Source organism: Haloplanus litoreus, assembly GCF_045690335.1.
Classification (GTDB): Archaea; Halobacteriota; Halobacteria; order Halobacteriales; family Haloferacaceae; genus Haloplanus; species Haloplanus litoreus.
This window is the reverse complement of sequence record NZ_CP147874.1, coordinates 634,800-660,835: the sequence shown is the minus strand read 5'-3', so window position 1 is coordinate 660,835 and position 26,036 is coordinate 634,800. Positions and strand designations below refer to the sequence as shown.

Annotated in this window: 26 protein-coding genes and 1 tRNA gene; 10 read left to right on the top strand and 17 right to left on the bottom strand. The window is 66.7% G+C overall.

What is annotated here, in order from left to right; translation table 11 throughout:
- Window positions 1-12 precede the first annotated feature (12 nt).
- The 3 genes from V8686_RS03660 to V8686_RS03650 form a co-directional block, all read right to left on the bottom strand.
- A complete protein-coding gene (locus V8686_RS03660; protein WP_379702603.1) occupies window positions 13-174 on the bottom strand; it encodes a hypothetical protein in 162 nt (53 codons plus the stop codon).
- Between the two features lie 73 nt (window positions 175-247).
- Window positions 248-2,314 carry an excinuclease ABC subunit UvrB gene (gene uvrB / locus V8686_RS03655; RefSeq protein WP_379702602.1) on the bottom strand — a complete coding sequence of 689 codons (2,067 nt, stop codon included), beginning with the start codon at window positions 2,312-2,314 and terminating at the stop codon, window positions 248-250.
- A gap of 91 nt (window positions 2,315-2,405) precedes the next feature.
- On the bottom strand, window positions 2,406-4,265 hold the full coding sequence (locus V8686_RS03650; protein ID WP_379702601.1) for an SLC13 family permease: 1,860 nt from the start codon (window positions 4,263-4,265) through the stop codon (window positions 2,406-2,408).
- 72 nt (window positions 4,266-4,337) lie between these two features.
- Here V8686_RS03650 and V8686_RS03645 point away from each other — a divergent pair, with 72 nt between their 5' ends.
- Window positions 4,338-4,607, top strand: coding sequence for a DUF7553 family protein (locus V8686_RS03645; protein ID WP_379702600.1), 270 nt, complete (start codon window positions 4,338-4,340; stop codon window positions 4,605-4,607).
- Between the two features lie 69 nt (window positions 4,608-4,676).
- Here V8686_RS03645 and V8686_RS03640 read toward each other — a convergent pair whose 3' ends face one another.
- Window positions 4,677-5,300 carry a transcription antitermination protein gene (locus V8686_RS03640; RefSeq protein ID WP_379702599.1) on the bottom strand — a complete coding sequence of 208 codons (624 nt, stop codon included), beginning with the start codon at window positions 5,298-5,300 and terminating at the stop codon, window positions 4,677-4,679.
- 316 nt (window positions 5,301-5,616) lie between these two features.
- The gene (locus tag V8686_RS03635) at window positions 5,617-6,483 is read right to left on the bottom strand and encodes a sulfurtransferase (protein WP_379702598.1); all 867 of its coding nucleotides are present in this window, start codon (window positions 6,481-6,483) and stop codon (window positions 5,617-5,619) included.
- 232 nt (window positions 6,484-6,715) lie between these two features.
- Here V8686_RS03635 and V8686_RS03630 point away from each other — a divergent pair, with 232 nt between their 5' ends.
- The gene (locus tag V8686_RS03630) at window positions 6,716-7,507 is read left to right on the top strand and encodes a sulfurtransferase (RefSeq protein ID WP_379702596.1); all 792 of its coding nucleotides are present in this window, start codon (window positions 6,716-6,718) and stop codon (window positions 7,505-7,507) included.
- A gap of 19 nt (window positions 7,508-7,526) precedes the next feature.
- On the opposite strand, the gene V8686_RS03625 is transcribed toward V8686_RS03630, so the two are convergent.
- Entirely contained in the window at window positions 7,527-8,528 is a 1,002-nt protein-coding gene (locus V8686_RS03625; RefSeq protein ID WP_379702595.1) for an AI-2E family transporter, read from the bottom strand.
- Between the two features lie 229 nt (window positions 8,529-8,757).
- Here V8686_RS03625 and V8686_RS03620 point away from each other — a divergent pair, with 229 nt between their 5' ends.
- Both V8686_RS03620 and V8686_RS03615 read left to right on the top strand, forming a co-directional pair.
- The gene (locus V8686_RS03620; protein ID WP_379702594.1) at window positions 8,758-9,216 is read left to right on the top strand and encodes a DUF2391 family protein; all 459 of its coding nucleotides are present in this window, start codon (window positions 8,758-8,760) and stop codon (window positions 9,214-9,216) included.
- A 206-nt stretch (window positions 9,217-9,422) separates the two neighbouring features.
- A complete protein-coding gene (locus V8686_RS03615) occupies window positions 9,423-10,007 on the top strand; it encodes a DUF7090 family protein (RefSeq protein ID WP_379702593.1) in 585 nt (194 codons plus the stop codon).
- Between the two features lie 48 nt (window positions 10,008-10,055).
- Here the strand turns inward: V8686_RS03615 and V8686_RS03610 are convergent, their stop codons facing one another.
- The 5 genes from V8686_RS03610 to V8686_RS03595 form a co-directional block, all read right to left on the bottom strand.
- The gene (locus V8686_RS03610) at window positions 10,056-10,847 is read right to left on the bottom strand and encodes a DUF7089 family protein (protein WP_379702592.1); all 792 of its coding nucleotides are present in this window, start codon (window positions 10,845-10,847) and stop codon (window positions 10,056-10,058) included.
- A complete protein-coding gene (locus tag V8686_RS18440) occupies window positions 10,847-10,936 on the bottom strand; it encodes a hypothetical protein (RefSeq protein ID WP_458329466.1) in 90 nt (29 codons plus the stop codon). Before V8686_RS18440 ends, V8686_RS03610 begins: the two co-directional genes overlap by 1 nt.
- 353 nt (window positions 10,937-11,289) lie before the next feature.
- Complete coding sequence (locus tag V8686_RS03605) at window positions 11,290-11,961, bottom strand: OapC/ArvC family zinc-ribbon domain-containing protein (RefSeq protein ID WP_379702591.1); 672 nt, start codon at window positions 11,959-11,961, stop codon at window positions 11,290-11,292.
- Window positions 11,961-12,347 (bottom strand): DUF2073 domain-containing protein, encoded by a 387-nt coding sequence (locus tag V8686_RS03600; protein ID WP_379702590.1) that lies wholly within the window; start codon window positions 12,345-12,347, stop codon window positions 11,961-11,963. Before V8686_RS03600 ends, V8686_RS03605 begins: the two co-directional genes overlap by 1 nt.
- 5 nt (window positions 12,348-12,352) lie before the next feature.
- The gene (locus V8686_RS03595) at window positions 12,353-12,994 is read right to left on the bottom strand and encodes an Era-like GTP-binding protein (protein ID WP_379702589.1); all 642 of its coding nucleotides are present in this window, start codon (window positions 12,992-12,994) and stop codon (window positions 12,353-12,355) included.
- Between the two features lie 741 nt (window positions 12,995-13,735).
- Between V8686_RS03595 and V8686_RS03590 the strand changes: the two genes are divergently transcribed.
- On the top strand, window positions 13,736-15,259 hold the full coding sequence (locus V8686_RS03590; RefSeq protein WP_379702588.1) for a Cdc6/Cdc18 family protein: 1,524 nt from the start codon (window positions 13,736-13,738) through the stop codon (window positions 15,257-15,259).
- Here V8686_RS03590 and V8686_RS03585 read toward each other — a convergent pair.
- Window positions 15,226-16,035, bottom strand: a complete 810-nt coding sequence (locus V8686_RS03585; RefSeq protein ID WP_379702587.1) for a S26 family signal peptidase — start codon at window positions 16,033-16,035, stop codon at window positions 15,226-15,228. The genes V8686_RS03590 and V8686_RS03585 overlap by 34 nt on opposite strands.
- Before the next feature lie 98 nt (window positions 16,036-16,133).
- Between V8686_RS03585 and V8686_RS03580 the strand changes: the two genes are divergently transcribed.
- On the top strand, window positions 16,134-17,756 hold the full coding sequence (locus V8686_RS03580; protein ID WP_379702586.1) for a DNA-directed DNA polymerase II small subunit: 1,623 nt from the start codon (window positions 16,134-16,136) through the stop codon (window positions 17,754-17,756).
- On the opposite strand, the gene V8686_RS03575 is transcribed toward V8686_RS03580, so the two are convergent.
- Window positions 17,753-18,193, bottom strand: a complete 441-nt coding sequence (locus V8686_RS03575; protein ID WP_379702585.1) for a hypothetical protein — start codon at window positions 18,191-18,193, stop codon at window positions 17,753-17,755. The genes V8686_RS03580 and V8686_RS03575 overlap by 4 nt on opposite strands.
- Window positions 18,194-18,278: 85 nt before the next feature.
- Window positions 18,279-20,381, bottom strand: a complete 2,103-nt coding sequence (gene fdhF, locus V8686_RS03570) for a formate dehydrogenase subunit alpha (RefSeq protein WP_379702584.1) — start codon at window positions 20,379-20,381, stop codon at window positions 18,279-18,281.
- 166 nt (window positions 20,382-20,547) lie between these two features.
- Between fdhF and V8686_RS03565 the strand changes: the two genes are divergently transcribed.
- Window positions 20,548-21,729, top strand: a complete 1,182-nt coding sequence (locus V8686_RS03565; protein ID WP_379702583.1) for an aspartate kinase — start codon at window positions 20,548-20,550, stop codon at window positions 21,727-21,729.
- Window positions 21,730-21,868: 139 nt separating this feature from the next.
- Here the strand turns inward: V8686_RS03565 and V8686_RS03560 are convergent, their stop codons facing one another.
- Both V8686_RS03560 and V8686_RS03555 read right to left on the bottom strand, forming a co-directional pair.
- Window positions 21,869-22,546 carry a metallophosphoesterase family protein gene (locus tag V8686_RS03560; protein WP_379702581.1) on the bottom strand — a complete coding sequence of 226 codons (678 nt, stop codon included), beginning with the start codon at window positions 22,544-22,546 and terminating at the stop codon, window positions 21,869-21,871.
- An 82-nt stretch (window positions 22,547-22,628) separates the two neighbouring features.
- Window positions 22,629-23,204: an IMP cyclohydrolase gene (locus V8686_RS03555; RefSeq protein ID WP_379702580.1), complete on the bottom strand. Its 576-nt coding sequence runs from the start codon at window positions 23,202-23,204 to the stop codon at window positions 22,629-22,631.
- A 96-nt stretch (window positions 23,205-23,300) separates the two neighbouring features.
- Between V8686_RS03555 and V8686_RS03550 the strand changes: the two genes are divergently transcribed.
- Window positions 23,301-23,373: transfer RNA gene (locus tag V8686_RS03550), tRNA-Gln, on the top strand.
- Window positions 23,374-23,436: 63 nt separating this feature from the next.
- Here V8686_RS03550 and sugE read toward each other — a convergent pair.
- The gene (gene sugE, locus V8686_RS03545) at window positions 23,437-23,760 is read right to left on the bottom strand and encodes a quaternary ammonium compound efflux SMR transporter SugE (RefSeq protein ID WP_379702579.1); all 324 of its coding nucleotides are present in this window, start codon (window positions 23,758-23,760) and stop codon (window positions 23,437-23,439) included.
- A 270-nt stretch (window positions 23,761-24,030) separates the two neighbouring features.
- On the opposite strand from sugE, the gene V8686_RS03540 reads away from it, so the two are divergent.
- Together V8686_RS03540 and speB are read left to right on the top strand one after the other, a co-directional pair.
- Window positions 24,031-24,810, top strand: a complete 780-nt coding sequence (locus V8686_RS03540; RefSeq protein WP_379702578.1) for a creatininase — start codon at window positions 24,031-24,033, stop codon at window positions 24,808-24,810.
- A gap of 226 nt (window positions 24,811-25,036) precedes the next feature.
- Complete coding sequence (gene speB / locus V8686_RS03535; protein WP_379702577.1) at window positions 25,037-25,984, top strand: agmatinase; 948 nt, start codon at window positions 25,037-25,039, stop codon at window positions 25,982-25,984.
- Window positions 25,985-26,036: the final 52 nt, after the last annotated feature.

Below are 26,036 nucleotides of genomic sequence, written 5' to 3'. Positions count from 1 at the left end.
GCGCACCGCCGGTTACCGCTTCGGGTCGAGCGCTTCGACCTGCATGTCGATATAGCGCCGCGGCCACTCGGCGAGAGACGATTCGAAGCGGCCGAGGAGACTCTGCGACGCCGGGCCGTCGGGGGTCGGTCGCCCGTCCCCGCGGAGGCGGGAGGGATCAGTTTCGTGGCTCATCGGTGACGACCGTACGCTCGTGTCCCGCCAGTAATAAACATTGGTGACGGTTACCACGCCGCCGGAGGGAGCGTCACGGGCCGAATTCGGTGTCGACTTCGGGGGCAATTCCGTCGTCGGCGTCCTCGAACTCGAACTCGGCGCGGAGTTCGCGGATCCGGTCGCGGATGTCCGCCGCGAGTTCGAACTCCAGATTGTCGGCTGCCTCGGCCATCCGGTCTTCCAGTGCCTCGATCCGGGCGCGGGCTTCGTCCTCGCTCTCGGGGGCGTCGCCGGTGACGCCCGAGGTGTCCGTCTCGCTTCCCGGGAGGTTCGTCTCGCCCACCGCCTTCTCGATGGTCGTCGGTTCGTGGCCGTGTTCCTCGTTGAACGCCTGCTGGATGCGGCGACGGCGACGGGTCTCGTCGATGGCCGACTGCATCGAATCCGTCACCTCGTCGGCGTACAGCACCACTTCGCCGTTGACGTTTCGGGCCGCACGCCCCATGGTCTGGACGAGCGTCGTCTCCGAGCGGAGAAAGCCCTCCTGGTCGGCGTCGAGGATGGCGACGAGCGACACCTCGGGGATGTCCAACCCCTCCCGGAGCAGGTTGATGCCGACGAGGACGTCGAAGTCGCCGAGACGCAGGCCACGGATGAGTTCGTGACGCTCCAGCGTGTCCGTCTCGTCGTGCATGTACTCGACGGCGACGCCCGCCTCCGAGAGGTACTCGGTGAGGTCCTCGGCCATGCGCTTGGTGAGCGTCGTCACGAGGACGCGCTCGTCCCGTCGAATCCGGTCGTCGATGCGGTCCATGAGGTCCTCGACCTGTCCCGTCGCGTCCGCCACCTCGACGGCGGGGTCGACGAGGTAGGTCGGCCGAACGATCTGTTCGACCACCTGTTCGGAGTGCTCACGTTCGTACTCGCTCGGCGTCGCCGAGACGTACAGCGTCCGGTTGGTCTTCTCGGTGAACTCCTCGAAGGTGAGCGGGCGATTGTCGTAGGCAGTCGGGAGGCGAAAGCCGTTCTCGACCAGCGAGTCCTTCCGTGACTTGTCGCCCTCGTACTGCCCCTTGATCTGGGGGAGGGTCTGGTGGGACTCGTCGATGACCGTCAGGAAGTCGTCGGGGAAGTAATCCAGCAGCGTGTACGGCGCCTCCCCGGAGTCACGATCCGAGAGGTGGACGGAGTAGTTCTCGATGCCCGAGCAGTAGCCAGTCTCCCGCAGCATCTCGATGTCGAAGGTGGTACGCTCCTCGATTCGCTGCGCGGCGACCAGGTCGCCCTGTCGCTCGAAGTAGCGCACGCGGTCCGCCATCAGGTCTTCTATCTCCGTGATGGCGCCTTCGAGTCGGTCCTCCGGGATGGAGTAGTGCTCCGCGGGGTGGATCAGGGCGGCGGGTTCGCGGCTCTTCACCTCGCCTTCGAGCGGATCGAGTTTCGTCAGACGGTCGATTTCGTCGCCCCAGAACTCCACCCGGACGGCGTAGCGCCCGTACATGGGGAACACCTCGACGGTGTCCCCGCGCACCCGGAAGGTGCCCTGCGTGAAGTCCACGTCGTTGCGGTCGTAGTTCAGGTCGACCAGGCGGGCGAGCAGGTCGTCGCGGTCGATCTTCTGACCCTCCTCGAGGCGCATGGCCATGTCGACGTAGTTCGCGGGGTCGCCGAGGCCGTAGATGGCCGACACGGAGGCGACGACGATCACGTCGTTCCGGGTCAGTAGGGAGCGGGTGGCGGAGTGGCGCAGGCGGTCGATTTCGTCGTTGATCGAGGCGTCCTTGTCGATGAAGGTGTCCGTCTGCTCGACGTAGGCCTCGGGCTGGTAGTAGTCGTAGTAGGAGACGAAGTACTCGACGGCGTTGTCGGGAAAGAGGTTGCGGAACTCCTCGTAGAGCTGTGCGGCGAGGGTCTTGTTGTGGGCGATCACCAGCGTCGGCTGCTGGAGTTCCTCGATCAGCCACGACACCGTGTTCGTCTTGCCGGAGCCGGTAACCCCGAGGAGCGTCTGCTCGTCCATGCCGGCCTCGTAGCCGGCGACGAGTTCCTCGATGGCGTCGGGCTGATCGCCCGCTGGATCGAAGGGGGCCTCGACTCGGAACGGGCGGTCGGCGTCGGGGCGGTCCGGCTGGAGCGGACCCGAGTTCGCGTCGCTCACGATGTGTCGTACTGGTCGCTCGAAGGACTTGACGGATTCGCTTGGGTGGCTCGTTCCCCGTCCCCCGCGGTCACACGCCCGCGGACCGCACCTACAGCCCCCAGAAGAAGACCAGTCCGAGCGTCGTCACGACGGCGACGAGGAGCTGTAGCGGGCCGCCGACACGGAGGTAGTCGGTGAAGCGGTAGCCGCCGGGCCCGTAGACCATCAGGTTCGTCTGGTAGCCGATGGGCGTCATGAACGCCGTCGACCCCGCGAACATCACGGCGAGCAGGAAGGTGAGCGGGGTTGCCCCGAGACGGACGGCGGTGTCGACGGCGATGGGGATCATCAACACGACCGTCGCGACGGGCGTGATGAGGTTCGCGAGCAAGGCTGTGACGACGTAGACGAGGGCGAGGACGCCGACGAGCGGGAGGACGGCGTCGCTCGCGACCAGCACCCCCGCCAACAGCGCGTCGCCGCCGGTGCGTTGCATCGCGATGCCGAGCGGGAGGAGTCCGGCGAGCAGGAAGACGACGTTCCAGCTGACGGCGTCGTAGGCGGCCGACGGACGCAGGCAACCGGTGACGATCATCGCCACGACGCCGCCGAGCGCGGCGATGACGATGGGGAGCCAGCCGAGCGCCGCCACGACGACGACGCCGAGCAGGATGGCGACGGCAGCCGGCGCGTGCGGATCGAGGGGCGCACCCGATGTCTCGACGCGAGCCGCCTCGCCGAGGTCCCCCGGATCTTCCGGTTCGTGGGTGACGACCACCTCGTCCCGGTCCGCGAGGTAGGCGATGGCGCCGGCCGTGGTCTGGAGGAGGAGCGTGTCGCCGGCCCGGAGTTCGACGTCGTCGAGGTCGCGTCGCGTCACCTCGTTGCCGCGACGGACGGCGAGCACCGTCGTGTCGAACCGCTCGTCGAGGGCCGACTCCCCGATTCGCTTCCCCACGAACCGGGAGTCGTCCGGGACGACGACTTCGGCGAGCATCCCCCGGTGGGGCGTCTCAGACAGGTCGTCCTCGGTCACCTCGTCGCGGTGGCGGTGGCGCAGACCGTACTCGCCGGCGACTCGGTTGGCCGTCTGGAGCGAGGTGCGGACGGTGAGCAGGTCACCGGTCCGGAGTCGCTGGTCGCTCGTCGTCGCCAGATACGACTCGCCGTCGCGTTCGATCTGCAGGAAATCCAGGTCGTAGCCGGCGGCCGCGAGTTCGTCGGCGGCCGCGTCGACGGGGACGTCGACGAACGGGGAGGACTCGCGGACGACGAGGCGGACGAGGTGGTTCTCCAGGTCGAACGCCTCGGTGAGGTCGGCGGCGGGGTCGATGCGGGCGGGCGTGAGCCATCGCCCGACGGTGAGCAGGTAGACGACGCCGACGAGGAAGATGACGAGACCGAGTTTCGTGAACTCGAACATCGAGAGCGGGTGGCCGAGCAGTTGTCGGGAGAGATCGCTCGCGAGGATGTTCGTGGCGGTCCCGACGAGCGTCAGTGTCCCGCCGAGCATGGCCGCGTAGGAGAGCGGGAGGAGGAGCTTCGACGGCGAGAGCCCGTACCGTCCGGCGAGGTCCGTAATCATCGGAATGAACACCGCGACGACGGGCGTGTTGTTGACGACGCTGGCGGCGAGTCCCGTCGTCCCCACCGTCGCGCCGAGGAGCCGTCGCTCGTTGCCGCCGGTCGCCCGGCCCAGCGCGGCGCCGAGACGGCCGACGAGCCCCGTCCGCTGGACCCCTTCGCTCAGCATGTACATCGCGACGATGGTGAGCGTCGCGGGGCTAGCGAACCCGGAGATGGCCTCGGCCGGCGTGACCTGCGTCCACGGTTCGAGGACGGCCAGCGAGACGAGCACCGCAAGCGCCGTGGTGTCGTTGGGGATGCGCTCGGTGACGAAGAGAAGGAGGGCGGCGACGACGAGGCCGAACACCAGCAACGTACTGGCCGGGAGGGGGAACGACGCCATGCTGAGACGGTCCGCGCGGCGCGGGGATATAACTGGGGAAGGAACTTGTCCCCCGGGGGCGTAGCGCCGCGTATGACGCGACCACAACTCAAGCGTGCGAGCGACGAACTCGACGCGGCCGCCGACCTGGCCACGGACGAGGCGAAGACTCGACTCGAGTACCAGGCCGAGCAACTGGCGACGCTGGCGACCCGGGAGTCGGAGACGGATCACGGCCGCCTCGCCAGACACACCAACGCGCTCCGGGAACTCGCGGCGGAGACCGACGACGAGATAGCCGCCCACGTCGAGGAAGCGATGGAGGCGATCACCGCGTACCGTGAGACGCTCGACGGGGTGTGATCGACGCCCCCGTGAACTGTTCACGAACCCCCTCGCTTCGGGTGGAGATCCGACCGCCCGCCGTGCCGATCAGCAGACGTTCTTCGGCTTGATGCCCATCGATTCGAGCGTCTCGACGTAGTCCTCGTAGGCGGCTTCGACGACGGCCGTCGCGGCGCGCCGAGCGCGGTTCCAGTCTTCCTCGTCGTCACAGAGCGAGTCGAGGGCGTCGACGATCCGGTCCCGGTCGTCGGCGGCCGCGCTCCGGAGGTCACGGAAGGTGCCGGCCGTCGAGGGATCGGCGTCGCCGACGAAGAAGCCGACCATCTGCCCGGCCGTGCGATCCGTGACGAGGGAGTGACCCAGCGCGCCGCCGAGGCGGGACGCGGCGCCGTCGAGGCCGGCGAGTGTCTCGTAGGTCCGCCGGTCGGCAGGTTCGGGCGCCGGGTCGGTGTCGCTGTCGACGGTCTCGCGTCGGTCGGCGGCCGTCGCGGCGAGATCCGAAAAGAGGGGTGCCGCTTCGTCGTCGGCGTCCGCCGCCCACGACTCGAACCGGTCGGCCGCCGCCGCGGCGTCGGCGGCCGCCGCCGCCCGCACGGCCGTGCCGGTCATCTCGCCGTCGGTCAGTGCGTACAGCCACTTCGAGGAGCCGAGTCGGGAGAGCTCCGTCTCCAGGTCGTCGGTCAGCGCGTCGACGAGGGTCGTTCCGTCCATGGCTCGCGGTACGAGAGGCCCCCGTTTGTATGCATCGCCAGCCGGGTCGGACGGCACAACGCGTGCCACCCGTCCGCGGACACTGGCCGAGGCGGCGACCGATCGGTCGGGACGGTGATCGACGAACCGCTCGACCGGTGGACCGCCGGGGCCGGCGACGTGCGACGCCGGCGTTCCCGGAGTCGGTGGGTGGTTCGCTGACGGGGAGTCGCGACTGGTCGGCGTCGGGGACGAAAAATCGAATCGGTCGACGGGTCGTTACGGCCTCGCGCGTGGCGTCGCTCCGCTCGCCGTTCCACCACGAGGCCTCGTTCGCTCACTCGGCCTCGCCTTTCTCCACCGGAGCGCCGACGAGGTTGCCCCACTCGGTCCACGAGCCGTCGTAGTTGATGGTGTCCTCGTAGCCGAGGAGTTCGTGGAGCGCGAACCAGGCGACCGAGGATCGCTCGCCGATGCGGCAGTAGGCGACGGTCGTGCTGTCGCCGTCGATGCCCTCGTCGGCGTAGAGTTCCTCGATTTCCTCGCGGGTCTTGAACGTGCCGTCGTCGTTGGTGACGGCGGCCCACGAGATGTTTCTCGCGCCGGGGATGTGGCCGCCGCGCTGGGCTGTCTCCTGGAGTCCCGGGGGTGCGAGAATCTCGCCGCTGAACTCCTCGGGCGAGCGCACGTCGACCAGCGGAACGCCACGCTCGATGGCGTTCTCGACGTCCTCGCGGTACGCGCGGATGCTCTCACGGGGGCCGGAGGCATCGTAGTCGGCGGCGGGGAACTCCGGGACGTCCGTCGAGAGCGGGTAGTCGTTCTCGAGCCAGTAGTCCCGGCCGCCGTCCATCAGGCGTACGTCGTCGTGGCCGTAGTACTTGAACTGCCAGTAGGTGTAGGCCGCGAACCAGTTGGAGTTGTCACCGTACAGGACGACCGTGGAGTCCTCGGAGATACCGTGTCCGCCCAGCAGCGCCTCGAAGTCGCCCTTCGAGAGGATGTCACGGGTCGTCTGGTCCTGAAGCTGCGTCTCCCAATTGAAGCCGATTGCGCCGGGGGCGTGGCCCTCGTCGTAGGCTTCGGTGTCCACGTCGACCTCCACGAGTCGATAGCCGGGGTCGTCACTCTGGAAGTCGTCGAGGTGGTTCTCCACCCAGTCAGCCGAGACGAGAACGTCCTTCGCGTACCCTGAATCTGGCATAGCGATACCTTCTACGGCTCCCGTCCCTATAATCCTCACACAACGGGCAGACACGGCCAATCCTCGGCCGAACCAGAAATTATTGCCACATCTTTGGGGACGGAACCGGCCGCCGCCCCGACTCGTCCCGATGCCGTGGGGCCGTCCGGCGAGAGAACGAGCAACAATTGCCTCGAAACGCGACGCCGGCCGAAGCGCCGTCACTATATCCGACGGGACAGTACACCGGGGTATGGACGAGGACATCGTCGTCTCCGTCGACTGGCTCGCGGCCCACGGCGACGAGGTACGGGTAGTCGACGTGCGCGACGCCTGGGAGTTCGACGGCATCGGACACGTGCCCGGCGCGGTCAACGTTCCCTTCGATCGGTTCCGCAGCGAGGCGGGCGACGAGGGGATGCTCCCCGGGGCGGAGCGGTGGACGGAACTGATGGAGTCGGCCGGTGTCGGCACCGACGACCGACTGGTCGCGTACGACGACGAACACGGCGTCTTCGCGGCCCGGTTCCTAGTGACCGCGATGCTGTACGGCCACCGTGGCCTCCACTTGCTCGACGGGGACTACAGCGCGTGGAACCGGACCCACGAGACGACGACGGCCGCGGCGGACGTGACGCCGGCGACGTACGAGGTTCGGGAGCCGACGTCGTCGCCGCTGGTCGACTTCGAGACGGTCCGGGACGCCCTCGGCACCGAGGCAGTGATCGTCGACACGCGCGAGGCCTGGGAGTACGAGGAGGGACACCTCCCGGGTGCGGTACAGCTCGACTGGCGCGAACTCGTCGACGCGGAGACGCGGGGGCTGAAACCGCGAGCCGAACTGGAGTCGCTGCTCGCCGACCGGGGGATCAGCCCCGACCGTCGGATCGTCCTCTACTGCAACACGGCCCGGCGCATCAGCCACACGTTCGTCGTCCTTCGGTATCTGGGCTACGACGACGTCGACTTCTACGAAGGAAGCCTCACGGAGTGGAAAGAGCGGGGAGGACCGCTGGAGACGGTCGACGAAGGCGAAGGCGAGTGAGCGCCGCGAACGGGACGGTTCAGTCCTCCGAGACGGGCACGTCGTTGAGTTCTTCCGACAGGAGTTCGCCGGTCTCGACGAGGAGTCCAACGGCGAGGGGACCGGCGATGATCCCGACGGGACCGACCGTCAGGAGGCCGCCGACAAAGCCCACGAAGTAGAGACTGCCCGGCAGATCGGCGGTCCCTCGGGACAACCGGGGGCGGATCACCACGTCGGGGAGCCAGCCCACGAAGAGACTCCCGACGACGAAGACCAGCGTCGCCCGGGTCGGGTCCCCGGCCGCCAGGTGGCCAACGGCGAGGATAGCGATCAGGATCGACGGGCCGATCACCGGGAGGAACTGCAGGATGGCGGCGAGGACGGCGAGCGTGAGGAAGTAGGGGTAGCCGAGGAGGAAAAAGAGCACGAGCGCGACGACGAACGTGCCCGCGGCCGTCGCCGCCTGAAGGACGTAGATGCCGAAGAGTGTGGCACGGGTCCGCCGACTCAGCGCCCGGACCGCGTCGCGGTAGCCGGCCGGAACGACCGCGAGGGCCCCACGGTGTGCGTCCGTGGTGCTGGAGAGGAGGGCGAAAAGGACCATCAGGAACACCGTCAGTTTGAGCGCGAGGACGGGAGCGACGACGGCGGAGGAACGGGCGAGTTGCCGGCCGTAGGAGACGGCGATGGCTCGTGCCTGCGAGAGGGTGACGGTCGGCGAGAAGCCGTAGAGATCGACGGTGAGCGTCGGCGGGAGCGCCGCGAGAAAGGTGACGATGGTGTCGAGTCGGTCGGCCACCACGACCACCAGCGGAACGGCGAGGACGAGGACGGCGAGGGCGGCGAGGAGCGTCGTCACGAAACTGGCCCGCCACAGCGAGAGTCCCCGCCGGGTCAGTTCCTCACGGACGGGAAAGAGGAGGTACGCGACGGTGATGGCGAAAAAGACCGTCGCGAGCACGTCCGCGAGGAGGGCGGCGGCCCCGGCGGCGAAGACGACGAAGACCACGCCCAGGACGTATCGACGTTGGAGCGTCACGCCGCCATCTGCGCCCGGCGCAGTGAAAGTCGTTTCCTAGAGAACAGTTCTCAACTCCGATCGCACGCAGCCCGGTGATCGGACGTGCAACGACTGACGGCGGCTACCGTATCCTCGGGTCCGAGCGGTCACGGGTGCGCTCCCGGGTCGAGCGGCGGTGACCGAGAACGGAGGCGGTCGGCAGCCACGGAACCCCCGCCCCTTTACCGCCGGAGAGCGAGGGGAGGGTATGGTTGGAGCGACCCGACGGTACAAACTGGCGGACACCGCCCAACAGATCGTCGGGGGGTTCCTGCTCGCGGGACCGTTCGTCGTCACGGAGGAAGTGTGGACGCTGGCCGCCGACATGACGTGGGTGCAGGCGCTCGCGACCGTCGGCATCGTCTTCGGTATCGGGTACGGCACGCTCTACAAGGCCGACGACCGCGACCCGGAAAGTGAGACCGAAGTCGCCGGCGTTCCGCTCCGGTTCGTCTCGCTCATCCTCGTCTCCTACTGCTCGGTGCTCGTACTCGCCCTTGCGTTCGGGGCACCCGGGACGTTCCTCGACGTCGGGGTCGACGGCCCGACCGTCGGAATCGGGGGGGCCACGGTCGCGCTCGAGACGGTCGAGGTGACCCTCAAGGCCGTCAGCGTCGGAGCAGTGTTCAGCGTCATCGGCGCCGCAACGGCGGACTCGGTGTTCTGAACGGGCGGACGGCGGGCGGGCGACGGTCGACATCGGCGCCGCGGTGTGGGCGGCGGGTCACGTCGGTCGACGTCCGCGGCGCGGGGGGTACACCAGTCGGTCCGGGATCGGCTCCAGGGATGGGATACCCGCGGCGTCGTCTTCGGGTGTCGCGGCCACACCGGATTCCTCGCAGAAGTTAAGTCCGTTCGGTCGATGGAACGGGTATGGATTACACGCTCGCCATCGACGGCGCGCCGGCGACGATTCCCGGCGGAACGGGTGTCCTCCTGCTTCACCCGAGCATCGGCGAGACGGACCGCATCGACACGGACTTTCTGAAGACCGACACCGACAACTTCCTCGTCATCTCGACCCGAACCACCGCCCGGGAGGTCGAACAGAAACTCGAACACTACGACGTGGACGAGTCGCGCGCGGACATTCTCGATACCCTCTCGGTCGAACGGGGCTACTCCCGACGGCCCTCCGACCGGGTCCACTACGTCGCCTCGCCCGACGATCTGGACGGCATCGTCGACAAGACGGAGGCGTTCCTGGAGAGCCACGGCGGGAAACGGCGGGTGAGCGTCGACTCGCTCACCGAAATGGCGTACTACGCGGACGACGAACGGGTGTACGAGGCGACGAAACGACTGCTCGATTTGCTCGTCGAGTACGACGCAGTCGGGCTGTTTCACCTCTCGAAGGAGGTCCACGACGAGGAGACGCTGGCCCGCTTCCGCGAGCTGTTCGACGGCGTCCTCGACCTCGGGGTCGACGGGAACGTCGACGCGTCGTTCGAGACGTGACGCCAGCGATGCCGTCGTGTTCGGGCTGAACGGCGGTACCGGCGCCGTTCAGCCGTCGCGTTCGGAGAGTTTTTCGAACGTCGTCGCCGCCCACCTGACGGCGTACTCGGGGCCGTACTCCACGTAGGCCGTCGTATCGAGGGCGGCGAAGGGAGCCGGGAGATCCAATCCGTGTTTGATCGCCGAACAGGCGAGTTCGGTGGCGTCGGCGAAGTCGGTCTCACCCCGAGCGACGGCGCCGGGGAGACCGTCGACCCGGTCGCGGAGGCTGTCGCCGGCGTCGGCCCACGCGGCGTGGAGGCGGGGGGAGTCGCCGGCCCAGTCGGCGAAGGTCGGCCGGGTTCGCAACCCGAGCCATCCGTCGTAGAGCGCCGCCGCGATCTGATAGACCGACGCGGGACCCAGCGGAATCGCCGCGTCGAGGTCGGGGTAGGTCTCGCCGAAAAAGGGGAGGAACGACTCGGGCGCGTCGAGACCGATCTGGACGAACGCCTCCGCGATCAGGAAGTCGAGGAACTCGTCGGGCGTCCCCGCCGCGCGCGCCTTGACCAGGACGGTCGGGGGATCGGTCTGACGGGTCCACGTTACCGTCCCGTCGCCGGGGAGGCCGACAGTGAAATCGGCCCCTGCGTAGCGGTGGAGTGGCCGGGGGGCGTCGTCCGGAACCCACTCGGCGGGGTAGGTCGCGGGGTCGAGGGCGTCGGCCAGCAAGCCGAGGTCCTCCGCGGTCGCCGGCGGCAACGTCTCGAAGTCGGCGTCGGCGTCGAGGACGAGGCAGCCGGGGGCGTGTCGATCACGGACGGCGTCGAGGTCTTCGGGGAGTGACCGACGCTCGAACATCAGCCGAGGAGGATCCCGAGGACGAGAACGGCCGCGAGCGTGGCCGATACACCGACGGTACCCACTACGATCTTGGTTGCCTGACTCATACCGGGACCGTCGGGGCGACCCCGCATAAATATTGTACTCTCGGTCCCGGTCGGCGCGGCGGACGGCGAACGCGCCGGTACGGATCGGCATACCATCGTTTCAGCTCCGAAACGATCCTTCGTCACGAGCGTTTCAAAGCCCGTTGGTAGATTAACTACAGTTGAAACAAAGGGGTTCAAGTGACCCCGGCGGTCGACTGGAAACGGAGGGGTGTCGTGGCGGATCCGAGGGGGAGCAAAGTGAGAGCTCCGGACGCCGACGGAACCGTCGTCGGCGTGAGCGTCGTCACCCGCGACGGAACCGGTGCTGGAGAACGAATGCGACGGGGGAGTAAATGAGTCTGGCGGATTCGCTACGGTCCGTCGTCGCGCCAGGTGTCGGCCACCTCGATGACGTAGTGGCCGTCCTCCTGCAGGGAGATGATGCACTCCTGCCGGTCGTACAGTTCCATCAGATTGAGTTCGTACTGCCCCGGGTTGAGGATCTTGATGCTCTCGAACTGGTCGTTGAGTTCGGCCCGGAGGTCGTCGATACCGGGCGATTCGGCCGAGTCGGGGGGGACGGTCCGCGCGGCGTCCTCGGCGGAAGGGGGCGGGGACGATGCGTCGTCAAGTTCCTCGGGGGAGACCACGTCACTGCGGGCGTCCGCCTGGGCGGTGTCCTCGTCGAGGACGCTGGGATCGGATTCGGCCTCGATGTAGTCGGCACCGGTGTCCGTCGTGGCGGACCCGGGGGCCGACGCGTCCGAGGTGGGAGAGACGTCGGGCACTGGCGGCTTCGATCCGGCGTCCGCGTCGGCGACGTCGTCGGATTCGGACGCCGAGTCCGGTCCGACGGGCGGCTCCGACGACGCCGACGATCCGGCGGCAGTCGGCGCATTCGGCGAGTCGTCGAGCGTCGGCGTTTCGGTCGCCGAGTCGGGTTTGAACTGGAACTTGTTCCCGCCGCAGTCGGGACATCCCGAGAGCATCTCCTTGGAACCGTCGGGAAACACCCGTTCGCAGTTCGTACACTGGTGGGGCATTACTTTCGCGAGACGAGCGCGCTGATGAGGTTCTCGTCCTTGTGGAGCGTCTGAATCTGGTTGGCCGGGCCGATGACGGTGAGCTTCTTCGTCGATTCCCGACCCATCAGGCGGTCGAGGAAACTTCGATCGGCCGTCTCGGAGCGAGGGTACGTCTCGATCTCGATGCCGTTGAACTCGTCGGGGCTGATCTCCGTCATCGTCACCTCGATGAGTTTCGACTCCTCGTCCGGCGAGAGTCCCTCCTCCAGGATGACGATGTTGCCCTCGCGGACCCCGTCGAGGATGAGCCGGATCTTCTCCATGCTCGCGAGGTCGTCCATCCGGGCACCGCTGATGAGGTCGATCTGGACGCCGTTGACGTCGGTCGGGGTTGCTTCAGGCATCTCGATCACCCGAAGTACTCCGCGATCTTGTCGTACACTTCGTCCATGTTGTCGCCTTCGAGCGCCGACAGCGGAATCGTCTGGTGCTGAGGGAAGGCGTTCTCGATCTGTTTGATGTTCGAATCGTCCAGGTCCGTCTTGTTCGCGAGGATGAGCACCGGCAGATCCTGGCTCTCGATGATGCCGATGAGCATCGTGTTCACCTGGGTGAACGGGTCCTCGGTGCTGTCGAGGACGTAGATGACGCCGTCGACGTCCTCGCGGAGCCAGTGCATCGCCTCGGCGACTCCCTCCGTGGCCTCCCGGGAGCGGCGGACCGCGTCCTCCTCGTCGATGTCGTGTTCGAGGAACTCCTTGTAGTCCACCTTCGTGGTGACCCCGGGAGTGTCGACGATGTCGATAGTGACGGTTCGACCGTTTCGTTCGATTTCGACGTTCTCCTTGCGACGCGCCCGGCGAGTCTCGTGGGGTACGTGACTCTCCGGGCCGATGGCGTCGCCCGTCCAGTCACGGGCGATGCGGTTCGCGAGCGTCGTCTTTCCCGCGTTGGGCGGGCCGTAGATCCCGATTCGTTTGGGATCGCTGGCCGAGAACAGTCGTTCTGTAACCCGTGTGATGCTGTCTCTGAGTCCTGTGAGCAGTCCCATCCTATCCTCCCGCACCTCCCGTCTACCGCCGCGAGAGGGCGTATGCGGGATGAAGGTCACCGCGTTCACTTAAGTGTGCGTCAGACAACCATAACCGACCTGTCAGTAGCGACCGAGTAACGGACGGCGGTCGGCAGGGGTGGGTCCGCGTGGTCACGAAGCCGAACCGACGGGTGGCGTGACGGAGCGGCGGGACTGGGCGGACCCGAAACGGCCCGGCGGGTCCCCGCCCCCCACCCCTTCGTTTCGGGTGGAACGGACCGACCACCGAGGGCGACGGCGACGGCCACACGGCTAGCGACGGACGAACGCCCTAGAATCCACACACTACACCCCTGAAAGAAGTGTTTCTACTGGAGTACGGATATGGTTTCACTTGGTGTCTATTATAGCTTTCCTCTCTAATTATTCCCCTCCCCACCCCTCCCTCGATCGTCGTTCCACCCGAAACGAAGGGGTGGGGGGGTCGTCGCCCTCCCCCTTCGGTTCGGCTGCAACCCCGCCGTCCCTCCCGCCCGTTCGACGTGTCGGGAGAACTGACCGACCGTCCTCCCCCGGTTACGGGAGTGTCTTCGTCCTCTGGCCCGTTCCTCCGGCGGAGGGGGAAGGTTTTTCTACCGCCTGTTCCTCTGTTTCCTCTGGATCATCTGGACGCGCTGCGGGCTTCGCGGGCGGTGGGACCGCCCGGAAATTCCTGCCCCCGTCGCGCGTCTTCCAGTCGAAACGATGGGGTTTCACCGAATGGACGCGAACGACTCACCTCCCGACGATCGCCCCGATGTCGACGGCGACGAGCGGAGTCTGGACGCACCCGCCCGCGACCGGACGTCCGACATCTCCGACGACGTCGACATCGACGACGTCCTCGACGACGAGGACGACAGTCAGGGACTGTTCGACGACCTGCTCTCCGGGGAACCGATCTTCGAGAACAAGGAGGTTCTCCGTCCGTCCTACACGCCCCACGAACTTCCCCACCGGAACGAACAGATCAACCAGATGGCGACCATCCTCGTCTCGGCGCTTCGGGGTGACACGCCGTCGAACATCCTCATCTACGGCAAGACCGGGACCGGGAAGACCGCGAGTGCGAAGTTCGTCAGCAAGGAACTCGAGTCGACGTCCCAGAAGTACGACGTTCCCTGCGAGGTGGAGTACATCAACTGCGAGGTAACGGACACGCAGTATCGGGTCCTGGCCCAGCTCGCGAACAAGTTCATCGAGAAGAACCGGACGGTTATCGCCGATCGGATCGACGACCTCTCCTCCCTCCGCTCGGCGGTGGCGGACGGCGACCGCACCCTCGCAGACACCCGTTTCGACTCCGTCGACGGCATCGACGACGGGATCGAGGCCCTCGAATCGGACCGCGAGGAGATGGAGTCCGTTCCGATGACGGGATGGCCGACTGACCGCGTCTACAGTTCCTTCTTCGAGGCGGTCGACTACCACGAACGCGTCGTGGTCATCATGCTCGACGAAATCGACAAACTCGTCGAGAAATCCGGCGACGACACGCTCTACAACCTCTCCCGGATGAACTCCGAACTCGACAACTCCCGCATCTCGATCATGGGCATCTCGAACGACCTGAAGTTCACCGACTTCCTCGATCCGCGGGTCAAATCCAGCCTCGGTGAGGAGGAAATCGTCTTCCCGCCCTACGACGCCAATCAGTTGCGGGACATCCTCCAACACCGCGCCGACGTGGCCTTCGAGAACGGCGCGCTCACCGAGGACGTCATCCCGCTCTGTGCCGCCTTCGCGGCGCAGGAACACGGCGACGCCCGCCGCGCTCTCGACCTGTTGCGGACGGCCGGCGAACTCGCCGAACGCGGACAGGCCAACACCGTCGAGGAGAGTCACGTCCGGCAGGCCCAGGACAAGATCGAACTCGACCGGGTGATCGAGGTGGTTCGAACCCTCCCCACGCAGTCGAAGATCGTGCTCTTTGCGATCATCCTCCTCGAGAAGAACGGCGTCCACAACATCAACACGGGTGAGGTGTACAACATCTACAAACGGCTCTGTGAGGAGATCGACGCCGACGTACTCACCCAGCGACGCGTCACCGACCTCATCTCCGAACTCGACATGCTCGGCATCGTCAACGCCGTCGTGGTGAGCAAGGGCCGCTACGGCCGCACCAAGGAGATCAGCCTCTCGGTTCCCGTCGAAGAGACCGAGGCGGTCCTGCTCTCGGATAGCCGTCTCGGCGACATCGAGAACGCTCAGCCGTTCGTCCAGGCCCGATTCGACAACTGAGCGCCCGCGTCGGTTCGGATCGCCGCTGGCACTCGTTCGACCCGCTCGACACCGCTCTTGCCCGGCGACTTGAGGGTCGCGGGCGGCGATTCGAGGAGGACTCCCGAGACGCCGAGGCGCACCCAGCCGAGATACGGGACGCGAACGCGCGCGATCCCGACGATCCAGCCCGGCTTGACCGGTTCGCTGATGCCGTTCACCTGGTCGTACTCGCGGTTGGCGTCGCCTTTGGTCACGAACCCGGCGTTCGGTGCGGGACAGTTCGGCATCTCCCCGCAGTCGCTCGCGGTGACGTACTCGGGATCGGCCTGCTCGTACCAGTTTTCGCCCTCTTCGACCCAGAACTGGGCGCGATGGATCACGGGCGGCCCGGCGTTGCGGGGGTTGTCGTAGACGATAACCGATCCGTACTCGCCGAACTTCCAGTAGCCGACGTCGCGACCGGACGCCCGGGGAACGACGCCGGTTCCGTCCCGAGCCGCGTCGGGTGCGAACCGTCCGGTGTCGGTGATGAAGACCAGATCTCCCTTGTGCATGTGCGGTTCCATGCTCCCACTCTCGACGGCGACCATCGGGGGCCACACGCCGCTGATGGCGAAGAGCAACAGGCCGATGGCGACGACTGCGCCGACGCTCAGCGCCGTCTCCCGGAGGACCAGCAGCGGCCCGTCCGTCGCCGTGGCGACTCGCCGGAGCGGTCCCATCGACTCCCCCCGACCGTCGCCGTCGTCGCCGGCGTACTTGTCGGGTTGGCGAGGACCGTCGTCGGCACTCATCGGTGGCCGTTTGCCGCCGCCGGAGTTGAAGCTTCTGGACGACTGGCCTCCCTCCGACGTTCCAGCATTCTTTTGACGGCGCCACTCGTGCCTCCCGTGTGCCTCTCGAGACGCCCGCACGGATCGCCCGGGAACTCGCCCGCCGTGGTTACAACGCCGAACGCGAAGCCGTGACGCTTCTGGCGGGCGCCGTCGACCCGGCGACGGCCCTCGACGCCGCCGTCGAGGCGGCCCCCGACGACGCCCTCCGTCTCACGACCGATCACGTGCGGTCGGCGCTGGCGTCCCCCGACGGGTCGCCATCCGACGCCGGTGCCTCCTCCACTGCCCCCGACACTAGCTCCGTCGACACGTCCACGTCCGCCGCCGGGGGCGACTCGTCCGCTCACCCCCCGACCGACGCGCCTCACACCACCGTTTCAACTCCGGCAGAAAACCCGACGAACCAATCACAGTCTACCGGTACTCCAGTCGAAACGAAGGGGTCTCAGAAGGGCGCCGATTCGGGACGACAGCCCGAACCGGTGACGGTGGCGGGTGACGTGACCGGACGGAGTACCGGCACCGGCGAGTACGGGGACTTCGTCTCGGTGTTCCGGGACCGCTACGAGAAGCTCTCGGGACAGCTTCGGGGACGGGTGAACCACCGGCCGGCCACCGCCATCGCGGACATGCCCGGCGGAAGCGACGTGGCGATGATCGGACTGGTGAACGAGATCCGATCCTCGGCGAGCGGTCACTGGATCGTCGAACTCGAAGATACGACCGGGACCTTCCCGTTCATGATCACGAAGGATCGAGATATCACCGACCTGGTCGAGGAACTTCTCCTCGACGAGTGTCTCGCCGTCGAGGGGACGCTCTCGGACGACGCGGGGATCGCCTTCGTCGACGCCCTCTACTTCCCCGACGTGCCGCGGACGTACCGGCCGAACACCGCGGACCGGCACGTGCAGGCGGCGCTCATCTCCGACGTCCACGTCGGGAGTCAGGAGTTCATGGCCGACGCCTGGAACCGCTTCGCCGACTGGCTCCACACGGAGGAGGCGTCGGCCGTCGAGTATCTCCTCCTCGCGGGCGACATGGTCGAGGGCGTCGGCGTCTATCCCGACCAGGACGAGGAACTCGACATCGTGGACATCTACGACCAGTACGAGCGGTTCTCGGAGCATCTGAAGGCGGTGCCCGGGGACATAGAAATCGTGATGATCCCGGGCAACCACGACGCGGTTCGCCTCGCGGAACCGCAACCGGCCTTCGACGAGGAACTCCGGGATATCATGACTGCCCACGACGCCCGGATCGTCGGCAACCCCTCCACCGTCACCGTCGAGGGTGTCTCCGTGTTGATGTATCACGGCGTCTCGCTGGACGAGGTGATCGCCGAACTCCCCGAGGAGAAGGCGAGCTACGACCATCCACATCGGGCGATGTACCACCTGCTGAAGAAGCGCCACGTCGCGCCGAAGTACGGCGGGCACCTCCGTCTGGCGCCCGAAGAGGAGGATTATCTGGTCATCGAGGACGTGCCCGACATCTTCCACACCGGCCACGTCCACAAACTCGGGTACGGGAAGTACCACAACGTTCTCGCAGTCAACAGCGGGTGCTGGCAGGCACAGACCGCCTTCCAGAAGAGCGTCAACATCGACCCCGACGCCGGCTTCGCCCCCATCGTCGACCTGGACACGCTGGATCTGACGGTCCGGAAGTTCGCCTAGGGGCCCGCTCCAGGGTCGATCCGGTATCGAACGGTCTCGTTGCCGTCGAACGTCGGTCCCGATCCTGTCCGGCTGAAGCCGGCGGCTTCGGCGGCCTCCCGAATCGACTCGTCCTCTGCGGTCGCCAGCAGTTCGACCGTCATTCCCTCTCCCGTCGCGAATCGGACCGGTTCGGCCAACAGTCGCTCACACGCCGCTGCCGTCCCCGCCAGTTGTGTCACGTGGACCGTTCCGTTCCGGACGTCGAAGCTGACGAAGCCGGCCACGTCCCGACTCCGCTCCCCGTCCGTGTCGGCGTTCGGCCCCGCAGTCGTCTCCCCCCGCTGGGCGACCCGGACCGTCCGGTCGTGGATGAGGTTCCGAATCACGTCCGCCGGCACGTCCGCGATGGCAGAGAGTGCATCGGCGTCGGCCTCCACTGCGTCACGCACATCCATACCACTTCGTAATCGCGGGAGCGGTTTAAACGCTCGCGTGGATCGGGCGGTGTGTCCGTTCCGCCGTCGGTCCGCTCGCGCCCGTTCAGTCGTCGGCCGCCGTCGCCTCGCTCCCGCCCTCACCGTCGCTGGCCTCGATGGCGACGGCCGCGACTTTGTACTCCGGAATCTTCGCACGTTCGTCGAGCACGTCGTTCGTGAGTCGATTGGCCGACGACGCCGCGAAGTGGGGTGTCGTCCACACGGTGCCTTCCTTGATATCCTCGGTCACCTGCGCCCGCACCTCGATTTCGCCCCGTCGCGACCGGAGCGTCACGGCGTCGCCGTCTTCGATACCGTACCGCTCGGCGTCGGCGGGATGCACGTCAACGAAGTTCTCGGGATGCTGACGGTTGAGGGTCGGCGACCGCCGACTCATCGTTCCCGTGTTGTAGTGTTCGATCAGGCGTGCGGTCGTGAGAACGAGGGGGTACTCCTCGTCGGGTACCTCCTTCGGCGGCTGGTGACGGACGCCCTCGATGTAGCCCAGGCCGTTCGACGTCGTGAACTCCTCCTCGTAGAGGTACGGGTCGCCCTCGTCGCCGGGTTCGAGACAGGGCCAGTGGAGGCCCTCTTCGCCGAGCAGGTCGTAGGTCATGCCGTGGTAGATGGGACACACCTGCCGGAGTTCCTCGAACACCTCCTCCGGTCCCTCGAAGTCGAAGCCACCGTCGGGGCCGAACAGCCGCGTCCCCACCTCACGGAGGATGTCGAGGTCGTGTTTCGTCCCCTCGTACACCGTCCCGATCCCGCGCATCCGCTGGACGCGACGGTCCGTGTTGGCGACGGTCCCGCCGCGTTCGGCCCACGAGGTGGCGGGGAGTACCACGTCGGCGTAGGCGACGGTGTCGGTCGGGAAGATGTCCTGCACCACCAGAAACTCCAGTTCGGCCAGCCGTTTCTCGACCTCGTTGGCGTCCGGTTCGCTCATGATCGGGTTCTCGCCCATCACGTAGAGCCCGTGGACCGACCGCCCGGCCTCGTGCGAGATCTCGACGTTCGTCAGCCCCGCCTTCGACGGCACCTCGAAGCCCCACACCTCCTCTACCGTGGCCCGAAGTTCGTCGTCCTCGACGTTCTGGTAGCCGGGCAGGGTGTTCGGCATCGCACCCACGTCGCAGGTGCCCTGCACGTTGTTCTGGCCGCGCAAGGGGTTGACGCCCGTCCCCGGACGGCCGACGTTCCCCGTGACGAGCGCGAGGTTGATCTCGTTCTGGACGTTGTCGACGCCGCAGGTGTGCTGGCTCATCCCCATCCCCGTGAAGATGGTCGCGTTCTCGGCGGTGGCGTACACCTCCGCGGCGCGTTCGATGTCCGCCAGCGGAACGCCACAGACGTCGGCGGCCGCTTGCTCGTCGAAGTCTTCGAGCGTCTCCACGAGGTGGTCGAACCCCTCCGTCCGCGCCTCGACGAAGTCCTCGTCGATCCAGTCGTTCTCCAACACCGTCTTGATGACGACGTTCAGCAGTGGGATGTCGGTCCCCGGATTCAACTGGAGGTGCACGTGTCGTTCCGTCCCCTCGATGTCGAACGAGCGCGTCGTCTTGTTCGCGTGCGGGTCGACCTGGACGACGGTCGCTCCCTCCAGTACTGCCTGCCGGAAGTAGACGCTGTTGGCGATGGGGTGTTGCTCGGCCGGGTTGGCGCCCTGAATCCACAGCACGTCGGCCGCCTCCATCAGGTCCTGCATGCTGTTGGTCATCGCCCCCGCACCCAGGCTCCGTCGGAGGGCGTACACCGTCGAGGCGTGGCACATCCGCGTGCAGTTGTCGACGTTGTTCGTCCCGTACCGCCGCGCGAGCTTCTGGAGGAGGTAGTTCTCCTCGTTCATCGCCTTCGAACAGCCGAAAAACCCCATCGCGTCCGGTCCGTGTTCGTCGCGGATGCGTTCCATCTCGCTCACCACCCGGTCGTAGGCTTCCGTCCACGTCGCCTCGTGGAGTTCGCCGTCTTCACCGCGAATCTGCGGGGTTTTCAGCCGGTCCTCGTGTTGAATCACCTCCGTCGCCGCCCCACCTTTGATGCAGATGCGCCCCTCGTTGACCGGCGCGTCACCCCACGGCGCGAATCGCATCTCTTCGGTGACTGCGATGCCACACCCCACCCCACAGTACGGACAGATCGTCTTGACGTTGTCTTGCTCGCTCATCTGTGACGGCTCCAAGTGTTATCATATTGACTTCTGTCTACAAAAGGGCTCCTGCGGGTGTCGTCCATCGGCGACTCCGGCGTGGCGAGTGAACACAGTTATTACCGTCCATCTCGCTACCCCCTCGCATGATTGCGTACCGGTCGGACCCCGGGGAGGCCCCACGATGCGCGTAGTAGCGAAGTTCGGCGGCACCTCGCTCGGTAGCGGCGACCGCATCGAACGAGCGGCCGACACCGTCGCGAAGGCCGTCGAGGAGGGTCACGAAATCGCGATCGTCGCGAGCGCGATGGGCTCGACGACCGACGAACTCCTGGAGGAGATCACCTTCGAGGCGGAGGATACGGACCGCGCGGAGATCGTCAGCATGGGCGAACGGACGAGTGTCCGGATGCTGAAGGCGGCGCTCTCTTCCCGGGGTGTCGACGCGACGTTCGTCGAACCCGGGTCCGAAGCCTGGCCGATCATCACCGACGAGTTCGGCGAGGTCGACGCCGAGGAGACGCTGAAACGCGCCCAGGCGCTCGCGGACGAACTCGACCACGTCGTCCCCGTCGTCACGGGCTTTCTCGCCCAGACTATCGACGGCAAGGTGACGACGCTCGGGCGCGGCGGCAGCGACACCACCGCCGTGATGCTCGGCAAATTCATGGACGCCGACGAGGTGGTCATCGTCACCGACGTCGAGGGCGTCATGACCGGCGACCCACGCGTCGTCGAGGGCGCACGCAACGTCGGCAACATCACCGTCGACGAACTCCGGAACCTCTCCTTTCGTGGCGCCGAAGTGGTCGCGCCGAGCGCCCTCTCCTACAAGGACGAGGAGCTGACGGTTCGGGTCGTCCACTACCAGCACGGGGACCTGCTGACCGGCGGCACGAAAATCGAAGGCCAGTTCCAGAACCTCATCGACATGCAGGACGAACCGCTCGCCTGCATCACCGTCGCGGGCCGTGCCCTGCGGAACCGGCCGGGCATCCTCGCCGACCTCGCCCAGTCGCTCCGTGACGAGGACATCAACATCGACGCCGTCGCCAGCGGCATGGACTCGGTCACCTTCTACGTCAACGAGGACCTGGCCGAGGACGCCGAATACGTCCTCCACGAACAGGTCGTCGACGACGACACGCTCTCCTCGGTCACCGTCGAGAGCCAGTTCGCCGTCATCCGGGTCACGGGCGGCGAACTCCCGAACCGCCCCGGTATCATCCTCGACATCGTCCAGCCGGTTTCCGAGGCCGGCATCAACATCCACGACCTCATCACCTCGGCCACCTCCGTCGCCATCTTCGTCGGCTGGGAGGACCGCGAGGAGACGTTGGAAATCGTCCAGCAGCAGACGATCTGAAATCGCCGGCCACCGGATCGGTTCTCACGCCATCCGTTCCCGGCCCGCACGACGGCAACGGCCGTGCGCTCGTCGGTCTCGGCGCGTCGTGCGTCGGCGGTGCGGCGGCCGTCGCCCCCGTCGACCGCCGTCCGCCGGTCTAGCGTCCCTCGTACAGCCGCGTCCCGATCCGCTCCGGCAGTCCCGACTCCCGTACCGCATCGACGACGGCGTCGACGTCGTACTCGACGCGGCGCTCCTCGACTGTCACCGCGTCGCCGCCGCTTCCCGAACCTAACTCCACCACAGCGTAACCCGCTCGCGGGTCGCCGTCCCGTGGTTGGCCGACGCTCCCCGGGTTCATGACGACGCCCGCGTCGAAGGTCCGGTGACCCTGGACGTGCGTGTGGCCCGTGACGAGGAGGTCCTCGCGGTCGAGCATCGCCGCGGAGAACTCGTCGGGGTAGGTGTACCGGTCCGGATCCTCGGGGTGACCGTGGACGAGTTTCACCCGCCCGTCCGCGGCGGCCCGTTCCGCGGGCAGGCCGGCCAGCCACGACAGCGCGTCCCTGTCGAGTCGGTCGCGGGCGTACTCGACGCCCGCGGCCGCCATCGCGTTGAAGCGAAAGCCCGTATCCCGGGCGACCGCTCGGTCGTGATTTCCCATCACCGTCGGTATCTCCCGGTCGCGGACGGCCTCCACGCAGGCGGCCGGCCAGGGATTGTAGCCGACCACGTCGCCGGCGCAGACGACCCCGTCGACCGACGGCATGTCGTCGAGGACGGCGTCGAGGGCGATCCGATTCCCGTGGATGTCGGCGAGTACGCCCAGTCGCATGTCACCCCCTTGCCGGCCGTACCTGTTAGTCGTTGTCGTGGATTCGATCCCTCCGCCGCCGTTCGGGGATGTGCGTCCCCGACTAGTCGGCCCCGTTGACCACCGCCGTCCGCACCGCGTCGTCGACGGCGACACCCGCCGCGCAGACGGCGTGTTCGAAGTCCAAATCGTAGGCCTCGCGGGCCGCCGCGTCGGCGTCCGTGGCCGCGAACTCGAACGCCCGCGGGTCGTCCTCCTCGTAGGTGGCCACGAGCGTCGGCTCCGACACGTCCTCGACCACCAGGGCGTCCCGCCGGACGATGCCCACCGTCGCCGTCTCCGCCGCGACGACGCCCGCGATCCGCGGGGTGTCGTAGTCGTCCTTCTCGTAGTCAAGCGAGAGCAGCGCCGTCGCCAGCGCGTCCCGCGCCGGGTAGCCCATGTCGAGTTTCTCCGTCACCGGATCGACGTGGGAGCCGTTGCCGAGGACCGCCCGCCCCTCGCTCTCCCGGACGCAGTTGTAGGAGACGTAGGGGTTGTCCGTCTCGGGGGCGTCCGGCGTGGGCGCGACGGTCAGGGTGCCCTCACGGTCGACGATCCGACGGTTCGGGAAGGATCGGGAGGACACGCGGTAGGCACCGACTCCCGGGCCGACGACGATGAAGCGTCCGACGTACATGTGCGGCCGTGGACACCTGACCCCCAAGTAGATGCCGGTCCCGGGCGCCGAAACTCGCAACGCTTACAAGGACCCGACCGATACTGACGGATGCAGAGTCCCATGGGGTAGCGGCCAATCCTGAAGCCTTCTGGGGGCTTCGACCCAGGTTCGAATCCTGGTGGGACTACTTCTCTGCGGCCGTCGTTCACCCGTGAGCCGCCGCTCCGGCATTCGGTGCCGCGAGCGAACCCTAGTGTCCGCCCGACGTGAGATGGAGCCCGACGATACCGACGACGATGACGCCGAGGAACGCGATACGAGTGAGTGTGGCCGGTTCGTCGAAGAGGACGATTCCGAGCGTCGCGGTCCCCACGGCACCGATGCCGGTCCAGACCGCGTACGCCGTCCCCACAGGGAGGTTCTTTATCGCCTGGGCGAGCAGGACGAAGCTGACGACGATGGCGACGACGGTCCCGAGTGTGGGTAACGGTTCAGTGAGTCCGTCGGAGTATTCCAGCCCGATCGCCCACCCGATTTCGAACAACCCGGCCAGGAAGAGCAGATACCAAGACATTTCGACAGCCGTCTCCCCGAACGATCGTATAGTTTCTGCTCTCCGTCACTCCGTCGGGACCGGCCGGGGCTGTCGTGAATCGCCCGCGGTCGAGCCATAATCCAACGAAATATCACAAACACACGACGTGATTGGATAGTTTCCATTCTCGTTCGGTGGCCCCGTGCGCGCGACGTTCGGTCGAGGTAGCCCGAGACAGGCGTTTCGTTCCGGGCCGTGCGTGGCCATCCTTCGGAAAGAGTGATGACAGTCAAGCGAGATGGCCCGTGCATGACTGAATATTGTTCGGTCGAGATGGGTGAGCTGACGTGGGAGGAGTTCGCCGATCACGTGGATGGAAGCGTCGTCTTCGTCCCCGTGGGGAGTACGGAACAGCACGGTCCACATCTCCCGCTCAACGTCGATACGGTCATCGCCACGGAGTTCTCGAAGCGGGCGGCCCAGCGCGTCGACGGCCTCGTCGCCCCCCCGCTCCCGTACGGGTTCAAGTCGCAGGCCGGCAGCGGCGGGGGTGCCGATTTCACGGGCACGACGAACCTCGACGGGGAGACACTCCGGCGACTGTTCGGTGACGTCGTCGGTGACCTCGTCGCCGACGGGGCGACGAACATCGTCGCGTTCAACGGCCACTACGAGAACGAGTACTTCCTCCGCGAGGCAGTGGACCTGCATCTCGAAGAAGGCGACGGCGAGTTCATCATCGCGAGCTGGTGGGACCTCCTCTCGCCCGACGTGCGGGACGACCTCTTCAGCGAGGTGCCCGGAGGATTCCCGGGATGGGCGACCGAACACGCCGGCGTCGTCGAGACGGCGCTCATGATGCAGTTCCGTCCGGAACTCGTCCGCGAGGACCGCGTCGTCGACGACGGGCCGGACCGGGCGCCGCCGTACGTGGTCAAACCCGCTCGCGACGACCAGATCGCGTCGACCGGCGCGTACTACAAGGCGACGTACGCGACCCCCGAGATTGGCGAACGCGTCGTGGACGACGTCCTCGACACCCTCGTCGAGGGCATCGCACACGAGTGGGGCGACGTCGTTCCGGAGTAGCGCCGACAGACCGTACTAGATGCTCTCCGACTGAATTATCATCGCTGCGTATAGCTTCACCCGTATCAGAAAGAACTACGAGCAGCGTTTCGCCGATCGGCCTCTCACGGAACGATTCAGTAGCACGATTTCTACATATGGCGAGAAGTATGGTTGTGTCCGACACACATGTACGGCGGTTGTTCGACCGTGCCGACCGGCCGACCTTCCCCGACGGGAGGACGAGGTGATCGACTCACAGGAGGTCCCCCGGTTCGCGGGCGTCGCGTCGTTCATGCGTGCGTCCCACGTGCACGATTTGAGCGACACTGACACCGACGCCGACGCGGCGTTCCTCGGCATCCCGTTCGACGACGCCACCACCTACCGACCGGGTGCCCGGTTCGGTCCGCGCACGATTCGCGAAGCCTCGACCCTCCTCAAGCCGTCCAATCCGGTGACGGGAACGAACCTCCAGGAGTACGCGCTCGTCGACCACGACGACGTCCCCGTCGTTCCCGGCTACATCGAGGACACGTTCGAGGCGATTCAGGAACGCGTCGCGTACGTCCTTGACCACGACGTACTGCCCGCGATCGCGGGCGGCGATCACTCCACGACGCTGCCGGTACTGCGCGCTCTCGCGGACGAACACGGGCCGGTGTCGCTCGTTCAGTTCGACGCCCACTCGGACCTGTGGACGGAGTATTTCGGCAAGAGCCACAACCACGGGACGACGTTCCACACGGCTATCGAAGAAGGATTGATCGACCCGGAGACGTCGATTCGCATCGGGGACCGCGGCGGCCTGTACGGCCCACAGGACGTGGAGCGCTTCGAAGCGTCGGGCATCGAGTACTACACCATCGAGGAAGCGGTCGAGGCGGGCATCGAGGGACTGGGCGCGGCCATCCACGACCGGGTCGAGGGACCGACGTTTGCGACCATCGACGTCGACGCCATCGACCCCGCGTACGCTCCCGGGACGGGGACGCCCATGCCCGGCGGATTCACGTCCCGCGAAATTCTGCGGTTGACGCGCGAACTCCACGGGGTCGACCTCGTCGGATTCGACCTCGTCGAAGTCGCGCCGCCGTACGACGACCAGTCCGGGACGACCGCCACTCTAGCGGCGAACGTCATGTTCGAGGTCTCTGTGCGGCTCTCGATGGCTGAACAATTTTCATCCATGTAGATAGAGGTAGCACAATATTCCTATACGCGCAACAATTTTCGCATTTACGTCA